Source organism: Pantoea graminicola (genome assembly GCF_048452665.1).
Classification (GTDB): Bacteria; Pseudomonadota; Gammaproteobacteria; order Enterobacterales; family Enterobacteriaceae; genus Pantoea.
The window spans coordinates 374,684-386,835 of the sequence record NZ_JBLWSJ010000002.1 but is presented as its reverse complement, the minus strand read 5'-3'; the positions used below and the strand labels follow the sequence as shown (position 1 = coordinate 386,835).

Below are 12,152 nucleotides of genomic sequence, written 5' to 3'. Positions count from 1 at the left end.
AATAATGTTAAAGGTCGTGGAGCGTCTGACTTGCGACCCATAAATAAAATATTGAAAAAGTACCCTCAGCTTCTGAGCAGCACCCCTTTTGCACGCTTTGTTCACCGGGAAAAACACCATGATGATAAGAACCCCTGTTGGTATGGATAATGAACAAAGCGCGATTAACTTTTTTGCTCTACGCCCTGAGTGGTGTTGTCACTCCTGCGGCACTGGCCGCACCCTTACCTAAAGCCGAATTTAACTGGCGTGCCGCCCCCAGCGAAGAGCAGGTTGCCAGCTTAACGCTGCGTGACGCCATTCTCCGTGCCTTCGCCCGCAATCCGAAAATCTCGGAAGCGGCGGCACAGATCCATGTGGGGCAGGGCGATCTGGATGCCGCCCGCAGCGCCTGGTATCCGCAGATTGCCCTGCAGGGCGCGGCGGGGCGCTCTCATCAGACCGACTCCGCTGGCAGCCTGAACAACAACGGTTCGGGCGGGATTACGCTCAGCCAGCTTCTCTATGACTTTGGTCGCACCGGCAGTGCCATCGATGAGCAGCATGCGCTGTCGGATGCCTATCGCTATGGGTTGTTCGACTCGATGACGACCGTGGCAGAAGATACCCTGCAGGCCTACCTCGAAGTCAAACGCTATCAGGCGCTGGCCGACACGGCGCGCACCAATATCACCTCGCTGCAGCGGGTACGCGATATTGCAAAACTGCGCGCTGATGCCGGGCTCAATTCGCAGTCAGATGTGCTGCAGGCGGAAACCCGCATCGCCGCTATGCAGGCAACGGTGGAGCAGTATCGCGCGCAGCTTCGTTCCGCTACCGCGCAGCTGACCGTGCTGACCGGCGTCGTCCCCGCCACGCTGCCTGAACTGCCTCAGGCGCTGCTGAAACAGCAGATCACCCTCGACCGGATCGCCTACGAAAGCAGCGCGGCGGTGCGCAGCGCCCAGGCGAAGCAGGAGGCGGCCCGTGAGCGGGTGCGTCAGGCCGAATCGGGCCACTGGCCGACCATCAAAGTGCAGGCGGGGCGAACCCGTTATGAAAACGATCGCCAATCCTACTGGGACGATGAAGTGCAGCTGCAGGTGGAAGCCCCGCTTTATCAGGGCGGCCTGGTCAATGCCAGAACCCAGTCAGCCGAGGGGGATCGTGAGGCGGCTCAGGCCGCGGTTCAGCAGGCCAAGCTCGCCATCAATCAGAACGCCTCGACGGCCTATGCTGACATGATCGGCGCACAGCAGCGACAGGCGGCCGGGGAAGTACAGCTCGCCAGCGCCGACCATACCCGCAATGTCTACGCCGATGAGTATCGCCTGAGTAAGCGCAGCCTCAACGATCTGCTCAGCGTAGAACAGGATGTCTTTCAGGCTGACAGCTCACGCATTACCGCGCTCTACGATGGCTGGGATGCGACCGTGCGTTATGCCGCCGCCGTAGACAATCTGCTCGACATCATGGGCATCGATCGCCAGCAAAGCAGCGGCGATCTCCTTCCTTCGCTGCAATAGGGATAAGGCATTAATCATGAGTATGAATACGGACAACTGGATCGCCGCCATGCTGCGTGTGGCCGCGCGATTCGGCAAGCCTGCCGAGGGTAAAACCCTGCGTCAGCAGATGCGCTGGTTCGAACATCTGCCGGTGGCACAGCAGCTCGAACGGCTCTCCGGGCTACTGGGGCTGCATCTGACCATGGTGCCGCAGGATTCGCTGCGCTGGCGCCAGGAGATCACGCCGGTGGTGCTGGTGCTGGAGAATGCCAGCGTGGCGGTGCTGGAGGAAATTGATGCCGATGAGAGTGCGCGTTACTGGCTCAGTGAAGGCGGCGATGTGGTGCGTGAGAGCCCCCTGTCAGAACTGCTGGCACGCGCCAGAGGTGATGTCGGTGTCGTGGGCGTGGCCGCGCGTGGCCGGGATGCGCGCATCGACGAGTTCATTCAGCCCTATGAACCGCACTGGTTCTGGAAAAATTTTCGCGGCATGGGACGGCGCATCACCGAGATCTCGCTGGCTTCGGTGGTCAGCAACGTGCTGGCGCTGGCCGGGATCCTCTTTTCGATGCAGGTCTATGACCGGGTGATCCCGGCCCAGTCGGAATCCACGCTGTGGGTACTGTTTGTCGGTGTGCTGATCGCGGCGGCCATTGAATATCTTATCCGGCTGATGCGAACCCAGGTCTCCGACCTGATGGGGAAACGCATCGACCTGAAAGTCTCGTCTATGCTGTTTGCCCGGGCGATGAGCATCCGCAATGAGGCGCGACCGAAATCGACTGGCTCCTTTATCTCGCAGCTGCGTGAGATTGACCAGGTGCGAGAGCTGCTGACCTCGACTACGGTCGGGGCGGCGGCCGACCTGCCGTTTGTGATCCTGTTCCTGTTTATCATGTCGTTTGTGGGCGGCTGGCTGGTGTTGATCCCGCTGGCGGCGATCCCACTGATCGTCATTCCCGGCCTGCTGGTGCAGATCCCGATGGCGCGGCTGGCGAAAGAGGGGTTGCGGGAAGGGGCACTGCGCAATGCGGTACTGGTGGAAACCATCGAAGGCATTGAGGATATCAAGGCGCTGCAGGCAGAACCCTACTTCCAGCGTCAGTGGGAGCAGACGCACGAAGTCAGTGCCTCAATCAGTAATCAGCAGCGGCTCTGGGGCGCGCGTCTCACCGGCTGGGCCTCAACCGTACAGCAGCTGACCTACGCAGGAATGCTGGTGTTTGGTGTCTATCTGGTGCTCGACTCGCAGATTACCACCGGGACGCTGGTCGCCTGTAGCCTGCTCTCCTCGCGCACCATCGCGCCGCTGATGCAGCTCACCATGGTCTTCTCGCGCTGGCAGCACGCCAAAATGGCGATGAAAGGGCTCGATGAGCTGCTGAAAAAGCCGCTCGATCAGCCGGACACGGCGACCCTGGCCCACTGTCCGACGCTCACCGGCCAGTACGATCTGCGCAATGTGCATTACAGCTATGACGAGGAGAACGAAAAGAATGTGCTGAATGTGCAGCAGCTGCAGATTAAGCCCGGCGAGAAGATCGCCATTCTGGGCAAGGTCGGGGCGGGCAAATCGACGCTGCTGAAAATTCTGGCCGGTCAGGCGCTGGCGACCCAGGGCAAAGTGATTGTCGATGGCGTGGACATTGAGCGTATCGACCCCATCGATTTACGCCGTCAGCTTGGCTGGCTCTCGCACGACTCCCGCCTCTTCTTTGGCACGCTGCGGCAGAATCTGATGCTCGGCAATCCTCATGCCAGCGAGCAGGAGATGCTGCAGGCGCTGCGCATCAGCGGCGCGCTGTCGCTGATCCAGCAGGATGCGGCCAGCCTGGATCGGATTATCAATGAAGGCGGGCGCGGCCTCTCGGGCGGTCAGCGGCAGATGGTGATGCTGAGCAGGATGATCCTGCGTCAGCCGCAGGTAGTGCTGCTTGATGAGCCCACTGCGGCGATGGATGAGCAGCTTGAGGAGCATGTGATCCGTCAGCTGCAGGGCTGGATCAGCGGCCGGACCCTGCTGCTGGTCACACACCGTCCGGCGCTGCTGAAGATGGTCGATCGTATTGTGGTGATGGATAACGGCCGGATCGTGGCCGATGGCCCGCGCGACGAGATCCTGCGCCGCGCGACGGTGCCGGCGACCTCGCCATCAACGAATAAAGGAGAGGGCGTATGAGTCTGGTTATCGTGGATAAAGATCTTGCCCGTCATGAACGCCGCACCTCGGCGATTATCTGGCTCTGCACCGCCGCGCTGGCGGTTTTCCTGATCTGGGCACACTTCGCGATACTCGATGAGGTCACGGTCGGCAGTGGCAAAGTTACGCCCTCCAGTCGCGCACAGGTGATCGACAGCCTGGATGGCGGCATCGTCAAACAGCTCAACGTGCACGAAGGTGACATTGTTGAGAAAGGGCAGGTGCTGGCAACGCTTGACCCGACCCGCTTTCAGTCAAACTTCGGTGAGGCGCAGGCTAAAGTGCGCACGCTGCGCGCCTCCTCGGAGCGACTGGAGGCGGAACTGGCGGGCACGCCGCTGACCTTCAGCGCCGAAACGCTGAAGGAGCCGCAGCTGGTGCAGCGTGAACGCCAGCTCTATGAGTCACGGCGTCGCAACCTTACGGAAACCATCAGCAACCTGCAGCAGTCGCTGCGGCTGGTCCAGGATGAGCTGCGGCTCACAGAACCGCTGGTGGCTAAGGGCGCGGCAGGGCAGGTAGAGGTGATCCGTCTGCGTCGTCAGGTCAGCGATCTGCGCGGCAAAATCGATGAGGCGCGCAACGACTATCTGGTGCGCGCCCATGAAGAGCAGGTAAAAAACAATGCGGAGCTGGATGCGCAGTTGCAGGTTGCCGCCGGTAAAGAGGATCAGCTGACACGCGCCACGCTCTACTCGCCCGTTCGCGGTATCGTAAAAGATATTCAGGTGACGACGGTGGGGGGCGTTCTGGAACCGGGCGGCAAACTCATGGAGATCGTGCCGCTGGAGGATCAGCTGCTGATCGAGACGCGCATCAACCCGCGCGATATCGCCTTTATCCGGCCGGGCCTGGCGGCGATTGTCAAAGTGACCGCCTATGACTCTTCTATCTATGGCGACCTGCCCGGCGAGGTGGAAACGGTCTCGCCAGATACCCTGCAGGATGAGGTGAAACGTGACCAGTACTACTATCGCGTCTACGTCCGCACGCAGAAAGCGGAGCTGACCAACCGTGCAGGCCGAAAATTCCCGATTGTGCCCGGCATGGTGGCCAACGTGGAGATTAAAACCGGACAGAAATCCGTCATGGATTATCTGATTAAGCCACTGAATAAAGTCAAAGAATCGCTGCGTGAGCGCTGATCATCCGGCGCACCCGAAATCGCCGCCTGCTTAATTACGCAGGGAAATTAACATGGCGGATATTTCACCACTACGCGACCCGATAGCGCCGGAATTTATCAATCTGTGCGGAAAGAAGGTGGGGTTATTTTAATCGGGTGAAGAAAGTTGACAGAGATATAGCGAAACGGCGGAGAGCAGGCAAAAAAAAGCCGGACGAATAGTCCGGCGGGAAATATTAAGTTGTACATCTCATTCGGGGAGAATGAAGGTAATAATGGAATAAATGATGATAGCGGGGGCTATTCTATTCCCGGATGAGACATAAGTTTTATCATTCAGTGCTTCGGAATGGTCTGATGTAACCCCTTGATAATCATAATTGAGGATCCGGATTAACGATTCGTGCGCCATTTTTTATCGATCTGTGCTGATGATAAGTTCCCCGAAAATTACATCCTGAAATAACTGTTTCGCATTATGAAACAGTTTTGGAAATTTCGTAGCATTTTCCTGGTGGATTATTACCCGCTATAAAACAACAATGGCCTGCCGGCTGAATTTTTAAGCGTTCAGCTCGCAGTGGCAAATAATAAAAGGCACATAACAGAGGGTAATAAAATGAAACGTCGCGTTCTCTCCCTGATGATCCCTGTATTGCTGGTGGCAGCAGGATCAGCAAACGCAGCTGAAATTTATAATAAAGATGGCAATAAACTGGACCTGTTCGGGAAGGTAGATGGCCTGCACTACTTCTCTGACAACAGCAGCGCCGATGGCGACCAGTCCTACGTGCGCTTTGGCTTTAAAGGCGAAACCGAAGTCAGCGATCAGCTGACCGGCTATGGCCAGTGGGAATACCAGGCGGCTCTGAACAACTCTGAAGATGAAGGCACCGCCAACAGCTTCACCCGTGTCGGCTTTGCCGGGGTGAAATTTGGTGATGCAGGCTCGTTCGACTACGGTCGTAACTACGGCGTAGCCTATGATATCGGCGCATGGACCGACGTGCTGCCTGAGTTCGGCGGCGACACCTATGGCGCGGATAACTTCATGTATCAGCGCGGTAACGGCATGGCGACCTACCGCAACAACAACTTCTTCGGCCTGGTGGATGGCTGGAACTTTGCCGTGCAGTATCAGGGCAAAAATGGCAACAGCAGCGAGTCACCGAACGGTCGTGACGTGCTGGGGCAGAATGGCGACGGCTGGGGCCTGAGCACCACTTATGATCTGGGTTCAGGCTTTGGCATTGGTGCGGCGACCTTCCAGTCCGACCGTACCAACGACCAGAACAGCGCCACCTCCGGCATCCTGGGCCGTGGCGACAAAGCCCAGGTCTACACTGGCGGTCTGAAATATGATGCGAACAACGTCTACCTGGCGGCGATGTACTCACGCTCACTCAACGCAACCCGCTTCGGCGACAGCAGCAACTCCTCAGCCTTTGGTTACGCGGATAAAGCGGATAACTGGGAAGTGGTGGCACAGTATCAGTTCGACTTCGGCCTGCGTCCGTCTCTGGCCTATGTCACTCAGCGTGGCACCGACGTTCAGAACTGGGGCAAACAGAATCTGAAAAAATATATCGACGTTGGCGCGACCTACTACTTCAACAAAAACATGTCTACCTACGTGGACTACCAGATCAACCTGCTGGACGACAACGCGTTCACCGACGCCGCCGGTATCAATACCGACGACGTAGTGGCGCTGGGCCTGGTTTACCAGTTCTGAGTTGTCAGGGCGCGCGGTTACGGCTGCGCGCCCGCCTGATCCTGCTGGCGGGGGGCATCTGCCTTTCGCCATGTCGTGGCTTTTGCCGCCACGGTCGCCGACGGCACGACGCAGCCGAAACGTGCGCCTTCAAACGCCACGCCTGCCAGGGTGAAGGCTGAAAAGCTCAGCCAGTGCTGCCAGACCGACTGCCACTTCTGTGAATTTTTCATTCTGCACCTCTCAGGGATAAACACTGTTTCAACAGTGCAGAATTCATGCCAGCTCTACCGCTCTCACAGCCACAGACATTTCGCCCGTTTTGGTACACTTGCCGCGCTGGTCACGGCTGCGTTGCCCCAAACTGGTGCAGTAAAGCCTGTTAATGGCGCGGACGTGACGGGGCCATGTGGCGATGACGGCGCTGTTCGATGGCTTTATAACTGCCAAAAACAAACAGGCCGAGGGCGATGGCGAGAATCATATAGATCATCTGCTGCTCCTTTATGTGATTCAGAGGGATCGCCTGTCGACAGGCGGGCTCAGGATAGATGACGGGTGAATGTTCTCGTGGTTCGGAGGAAGATTCAACGCTCTTTAAGCTAATTTACCCGAAGTTTATGCTTTGTAGTGGCTATTAATAAAGTGTTACATGCGAGGAATGATGCGTTATAAGCTTAATCTGCTGTTTGTGCCGCTGCTGGCGCTGATGCTGACCGGTTGCGATAAACCTGCGGCGACCTCCGCGCTGGTGCTGGAAGGTAAAACCATGGGCACCGTCTGGCGGGTAAGTCTGGCTGGCGTGGACAGCGAACGCAAAGCGGAGCTGCAGCAGCGTATCCAGCAGCGGCTGGACGCCGACGATGCCGAGCTTTCCACCTGGAAGCCGGACTCCGTGCTGTCGCGCTTTAACCAGAGCCGCGATCTCTCACCCCAGCCAGTCAGTGAAAACATGGCCGATATCGTCACCACCTCCCTGCGGATCGGCCGCAAAACCGGTGGCGCGATGGATATCACGGTCGGCCCGCTGGTCAATTTATGGGGCTTTGGCCCGACGAAACAGCCTCTGCATACCCCGGATGCGGCACAGATCGCGGCCGCCCGGGCAGAGACCGGATTACAGCATCTGCGGGTGCTGCAGGGCGCGAACGGACAGTGGCTGCAGAAAGATCTGCCGGGCCTCTATGTCGATCTCTCCACGGTGGGTGAAGGGTTTGCCACCGATCACCTGGCGCGACTGATGGAGCAGCTGGGGATAAATAACTATCTGGTGTCGGTGGGGGGCGCCGTGCTGAGCCGCGGCCTCAATGCGCAGCAGCAGCCGTGGCGGGTGGCGATTCAGAAACCCACTGACCAGGAAAACGCGGTTCAGGCGCGTGTGGATCTGCAGGGGCATGGGATCAGCACTTCCGGCAGCTATCGCAACTATTATGAACTGGACGGCCACCGCATTTCTCATGTCATCGATCCCGTTACCGGACGACCGATTGAGCATAAACTGGTGTCGGCCACGGTGATCGCCACTACGGCGCTGGAAGCCGACGGCTGGGACACCGGGCTGATGGTGCTTGGCACCGAGAAAGCCAAAGCGCTGGCGACCCAACAGCATCTGGCGGTCTATCTGATCAGCAAACAGGGCGATAAGTTTGTCAGCTGGATGTCGCCACAGTTTGCTGCTTTCCTGATCCCCGCCGAATCCGGAGAAAACTGATGTTAGATCTTTTCAGTGAAGAGCAACCCTGGCAGGAGACGCTGGCTGAGGGTGCGGTCATCCTGCGGCGCCGGGCGCGCGCTGACGCAGAGGCGCTTTATCAGCAGCTGCTGGCGATTGCCGAACAGAACCCCTTTGCCCATCGCATCACGCCTGGCGGGCATCGCATGTCGGTCGCCATGACCAACTGCGGCGATTTTGGCTGGTCGGTGGATTCGCGCGGCTATCGCTATCAGCAGGAGGACAACCTGAACGGACGTCGCTGGCCGGCCATGCCGCCGCTGTTCCGGACGCTGGCACAGGAGGCTGCGTCAGAGGCGGGCTTCGCCGGGTTTAATCCGGATGCCTGCCTGCTTAACCGTTATGAACCGGGCGCAAAGCTGACGCTGCATCAGGATAAAGATGAGAAAGATATGCGCCAGCCTATCGTGTCGGTGTCGCTGGGCTTACCGGCGGTCTTTCAGTTCGGCGGTTTCGAGCGGGGCGATGCGACCCAGCGCGTGCTGCTGGAACATGGCGATATCGTGGTGTGGGGCGGGCCGTCGCGCCTGCGCTACCACGGTATCCTGCCGCTGAAACCGGGCGTGCATCCGCTGGTCGGCGCCTGGCGCTATAACCTGACGTTTCGCCGCGCCTTATAATCCGTCATGCCCGCAGTGGCATGATGCGAATAACTATTGCTATCATTTGGCATCCTATTACACTGCAGGCAGTTTTTTGCTGATGGATTGCCTGCATGACGTTGCTAAGCGTTGTTTTTCGCCAGTTCCGCTGGCCTTTTATCGGGGTGATTGCGCTGACGCTGCTCAGCGCCGTGCTGGGGATCGGCATGATCGCCTTTATCAACCGCGAGATGATCGTCGCGATAAACACTTCGTTTGCCGTCCTGCCACAATTTCTGCTGCAGCTGGTGCTGCTGATGGCGGTAACGCTGGCGTCACAGCTGGCGCTGACGATGCTCGGCCATCAGTTTGTCTGGCGTCTGCGTGGCGAATTTATCAAGCGGATCCTCGATACCCGGATCGAACGCATTGAGCAGCTCGGCAGCGCCCAGCTGCTGGCGGGACTGACCAGCGACGTGCGGGCCATTACCCTGGCCTTTGTGCGTCTGCCGGAGCTGTTCCAGGGCGTCATCATCACGCTCGGCTCGGCGATCTACCTGGCCTGGCTCTCACCCGCGATGTTGCTGGTCACCAGCCTCTGGCTGGGCGTGATGCTGGTGGGCGGCTGGATGCTGGTGTCGCGGGTCTATCAGCACATGGCGAAGCTGCGGGAGATCGAAGATAACCTCTATCGCGATTACCAGACGGTGATCGAAGGGCGCAAAGAGTTGCAGCTCAATCGTTCACGCGCGCAGCAGGTCTATGACACCGTCTATCAGGAGGATGCCCGCGCTTGGCGTCACCACATCGTCCGCGCCGACACCTATCATCTCAGCGCCGTCAACTGGTCGAATATCATGACCCTGGGCGCTATCGGCATGGTTTTCTTCATGGCTAACAGCCTGGGCTGGGCCAACACCGCCGTCGCTGCAACCTTTTCTCTGACACTGCTCTTTTTACGCACGCCACTGCTCTCGGCGGTTGGCGCACTACCCACGCTGCTCAGTGCTCAGGTCGCCTTTCGTAAGCTCAACGCTTTTGACCTCGCCCCCTATCAGCCGGGATTCCACCCCCCTTCGGCCACCACTGAGTGGCAGACGCTGGAGCTGCGCGATGTCGCTTTTCATTATGGCGACAACGGTTTTCAGGTCGGGCCGGTTAACCTGACGCTGCGCCGGGGAGAGCTGGTATTCCTGATTGGCGGCAACGGCAGCGGGAAATCGACCCTGGCGATGCTGCTGACCGGACTTTACCGGCCGCAGTCCGGTACGCTGCTGCTGGATGGCAAACCGATCACAGCGGACGAACTCGACCACTGGCGCAGCCATTTCTCGGCGGTCTTTACCGATTTGCATCTGTTTGACAGGCTGATCGGACGCGAAGGCGTCGCGGCGAATCCCGCCCTGGTTCAGCAGTGGCTGGAGCGGCTGAAGATGCAGGATAAGCTGAAGATTGAAGGTAACAGGGTGCTGAATCTGCGGCTCTCCAAAGGGCAGAGCAAACGGCTGGCGCTGCTGCTGGCCGTCGCAGAGGAGCGCGACGTGCTGCTGCTGGACGAGTGGGCGGCGGATCAGGATCCCCATTTCCGTCGCATCTTTTATCGCGAACTGCTGCCGTGGCTGCAGCAGGCGGGGAAAACGGTGCTGGCTATCAGCCATGACGACCACTATTTCGTGCATGCCGACCGGCTGCTGGAGATGCGCGAAGGTCAGCTGACGGAGCTGACGGGCGGAGAGCGCGATCTTGCCACGCTCGACGCGGTAAAACGCACCGACACCGGCCTTTGAACGCGGCTGGCATAACTTAGCAGAAATGCGCACTGGCGCCTCTGCCGTGAATCAGGCTACGTTAGCCAGCGGCAGACGCGCCGGTTTCTGCCATCCTGAATATCTTCTTTTATCTGTGTTAACCCGGCTAAACCGCACACGCCCCGCAGCGTACTGTTTAGCCGGTTTTTTTACAGCGGATGGGTCACCTGCGTCATCACCTGATCCGCCTGCCACAGGAAGCTGGCCTGCAGTAACGTCCCCGCCGGAAAGCCTGTACTGAACGTCTGCGTCAGTCGCAGCGTGGCGCGCCCCTGCGTCCAGTCGACCGCCTCCAGCGCCGCATCCGTAAAGTCCATCGGCTGATGCAGTTGTGGCCACAACGCCTTGTACAGACTCTCTTTCAGCGAAAAGAGCAGGGTCGCGGCCGCGTGGAAGGGCACGGGCAGGGTGCCTAACAGCTGCTGCTCCTGCGCGTTCATCAGATACGCCGCCGTTTCACGCGCGGTCGTCTCAGACATCCACTGCTCAACATCGACACCAATAGCCAGATTCTGCCGGGTAGCCACGACAACGACGGTGCCTGTTGTATGCGACAGCGACGCCTGAATACCGGCGGGCCAGCGGGGGGAGCGGTCAGGGGCGCTGTTGAGAATAAAATCCGCGATGCCAAACTCCGCCATTACGGCGCGGACCAGCAGGCGGCTGGCCAGATATTCGGCCCGCCGTTTGACCACGGCGCGCTGCAGCCGCTCAGGGAGCGTAAGACCCCACTCCTCAGCCAGCGCGTCATGATAGTGCTGCGGATCAAAGTAGCAGACCGCCAGTAACGGATCACCGCGGTGAAGAAGACGGGAAAGAATAAAGCCGCCTGAAACAGGCGGCAGCGGCTGATCGGGAAAGTGCATGCGAAACCGTGACAAGGGCTAAAAAGCCATTAAATCAGGCGCAGCAGAGCAGGGCAAGGCGCCCGCGGCGATCAGTCGTTAGGCGGGATGGCAAAACTTTTCAGGGAAACGACGAAATGGTGATGACCTCTGCTGATGCGCGCGCCCCTGTCGCACCAGTGGCTTGCGAGACGAAAGAAGTCGTCGCTGCCAATGTCATACGCCAGTTCCACTTTGCTGATGCCCGAGTGCAGTAACGCTTCTGCATCTTTCAGGCTTTTCGCTTTGATCGGCATGATATTTATCCAACAATTTCCGGGGAGTTCAGAGTAAGTATTTTCTGTGACATTTTTGTTTCAGTTTGATGAAAAAGCGCTGAACGTGGCGAGTTTTGTGAGGCGGATCAGGTTATGAAATGCAGGCTAACCTGCTGTTCAGGAAGGAAATAACGTTTAAATGGGAAAACTCTGAATCTGTCATGAAGCCGGAGCAGAAACAGAAAGGCCGCGTCGTACGCGGCCCTGTGGGTTACTTCTGGTCTGGCGGGGAAGGTTGCTTGTCGCCAGATTCCGGTGCTTCAGTTGGATCGTCTTTTTCGATAAAGGTCATAAACTCTCCTCTGCTTACCCACGGACGTTTAAGTATAGAACGGATTACGC

The 12,152-nt window shown here is 58.5% G+C and carries 11 protein-coding genes; 7 read left to right on the top strand and 4 right to left on the bottom strand.

Annotated features, from left to right (window positions below):
- Window positions 1-149: 149 nt before the first annotated feature.
- From ACNY69_RS05855 to ompC, 4 genes are all read left to right on the top strand, one after another.
- Complete coding sequence (locus tag ACNY69_RS05855) at window positions 150-1,505, top strand: TolC family outer membrane protein (protein WP_418797565.1); 1,356 nt, start codon at window positions 150-152, stop codon at window positions 1,503-1,505.
- A 16-nt stretch (window positions 1,506-1,521) separates the two neighbouring features.
- The gene (locus ACNY69_RS05850; RefSeq protein WP_111138721.1) at window positions 1,522-3,666 is read left to right on the top strand and encodes a type I secretion system permease/ATPase; all 2,145 of its coding nucleotides are present in this window, start codon (window positions 1,522-1,524) and stop codon (window positions 3,664-3,666) included.
- Window positions 3,663-4,832: a beta-barrel domain-containing protein gene (locus ACNY69_RS05845; RefSeq protein WP_111138722.1), complete on the top strand. Its 1,170-nt coding sequence runs from the start codon at window positions 3,663-3,665 to the stop codon at window positions 4,830-4,832. The genes ACNY69_RS05850 and ACNY69_RS05845 overlap by 4 nt, the downstream gene beginning before the upstream one ends.
- Before the next feature lie 600 nt (window positions 4,833-5,432).
- Complete coding sequence (ompC, locus tag ACNY69_RS05840) at window positions 5,433-6,548, top strand: porin OmpC (protein WP_111138723.1); 1,116 nt, start codon at window positions 5,433-5,435, stop codon at window positions 6,546-6,548.
- Window positions 6,549-6,565: 17 nt separating this feature from the next.
- Here the strand turns inward: ompC and ACNY69_RS05835 are convergent, their stop codons facing one another.
- The gene (locus ACNY69_RS05835; RefSeq protein WP_111138724.1) at window positions 6,566-6,760 is read right to left on the bottom strand and encodes a hypothetical protein; all 195 of its coding nucleotides are present in this window, start codon (window positions 6,758-6,760) and stop codon (window positions 6,566-6,568) included.
- 149 nt (window positions 6,761-6,909) lie between these two features.
- Window positions 6,910-7,020 carry a response regulator gene (locus ACNY69_RS05830; protein ID WP_199559966.1) on the bottom strand — a complete coding sequence of 37 codons (111 nt, stop codon included), beginning with the start codon at window positions 7,018-7,020 and terminating at the stop codon, window positions 6,910-6,912.
- 168 nt (window positions 7,021-7,188) lie between these two features.
- Between ACNY69_RS05830 and apbE the strand changes: the two genes are divergently transcribed.
- The 3 genes from apbE (at window position 7,189) to ACNY69_RS05815 (ending at window position 10,627) form a co-directional block, all read left to right on the top strand.
- Window positions 7,189-8,238, top strand: a complete 1,050-nt coding sequence (gene apbE / locus ACNY69_RS05825) for an FAD:protein FMN transferase ApbE (protein ID WP_418797564.1) — start codon at window positions 7,189-7,191, stop codon at window positions 8,236-8,238.
- A complete protein-coding gene (gene alkB, locus ACNY69_RS05820; protein ID WP_418797563.1) occupies window positions 8,238-8,879 on the top strand; it encodes a DNA oxidative demethylase AlkB in 642 nt (213 codons plus the stop codon). The genes apbE and alkB overlap by 1 nt, the downstream gene beginning before the upstream one ends.
- Window positions 8,880-8,974: 95 nt before the next feature.
- Entirely contained in the window at window positions 8,975-10,627 is a 1,653-nt protein-coding gene (locus tag ACNY69_RS05815) for a multidrug ABC transporter permease/ATP-binding protein (RefSeq protein ID WP_293771949.1), read from the top strand.
- 170 nt (window positions 10,628-10,797) lie between these two features.
- On the opposite strand, the gene ACNY69_RS05810 is transcribed toward ACNY69_RS05815, so the two are convergent.
- Entirely contained in the window at window positions 10,798-11,514 is a 717-nt protein-coding gene (locus tag ACNY69_RS05810) for a 4'-phosphopantetheinyl transferase family protein (RefSeq protein ID WP_418797562.1), read from the bottom strand.
- Between the two features lie 71 nt (window positions 11,515-11,585).
- Window positions 11,586-11,789: a hypothetical protein gene (locus ACNY69_RS05805; protein WP_111138729.1), complete on the bottom strand. Its 204-nt coding sequence runs from the start codon at window positions 11,787-11,789 to the stop codon at window positions 11,586-11,588.
- Window positions 11,790-12,152: the final 363 nt, after the last annotated feature.

What these genes read in the sequence shown, in the direction of transcription:
- ACNY69_RS05835 (WP_111138724.1), bottom strand. Translation starts at nt 6,760, where the DNA reads ATGAAAAATTCACAGAAGTGGCAGTCGGTCTGGCAGCACTGGCTGAGC.
- alkB (WP_418797563.1), top strand. Translation starts at nt 8,238, where the DNA reads ATGTTAGATCTTTTCAGTGAAGAGCAACCCTGGCAGGAGACGCTGGCT.
- ompC (WP_111138723.1), top strand. Translation starts at nt 5,433, where the DNA reads ATGAAACGTCGCGTTCTCTCCCTGATGATCCCTGTATTGCTGGTGGCA.
- ACNY69_RS05845 (WP_111138722.1), top strand. Translation starts at nt 3,663, where the DNA reads ATGAGTCTGGTTATCGTGGATAAAGATCTTGCCCGTCATGAACGCCGC.
- ACNY69_RS05850 (WP_111138721.1), top strand. Translation starts at nt 1,522, where the DNA reads ATGAGTATGAATACGGACAACTGGATCGCCGCCATGCTGCGTGTGGCC.
- ACNY69_RS05855 (WP_418797565.1), top strand. Translation starts at nt 150, where the DNA reads ATGAACAAAGCGCGATTAACTTTTTTGCTCTACGCCCTGAGTGGTGTT.
- ACNY69_RS05815 (WP_293771949.1), top strand. Translation starts at nt 8,975, where the DNA reads ATGACGTTGCTAAGCGTTGTTTTTCGCCAGTTCCGCTGGCCTTTTATC.
- ACNY69_RS05810 (WP_418797562.1), bottom strand. Translation starts at nt 11,514, where the DNA reads ATGCACTTTCCCGATCAGCCGCTGCCGCCTGTTTCAGGCGGCTTTATT.
- ACNY69_RS05830 (WP_199559966.1), bottom strand. Translation starts at nt 7,020, where the DNA reads ATGATCTATATGATTCTCGCCATCGCCCTCGGCCTGTTTGTTTTTGGC.
- ACNY69_RS05805 (WP_111138729.1), bottom strand. Translation starts at nt 11,789, where the DNA reads ATGCCGATCAAAGCGAAAAGCCTGAAAGATGCAGAAGCGTTACTGCAC.
- apbE (WP_418797564.1), top strand. Translation starts at nt 7,189, where the DNA reads ATGATGCGTTATAAGCTTAATCTGCTGTTTGTGCCGCTGCTGGCGCTG.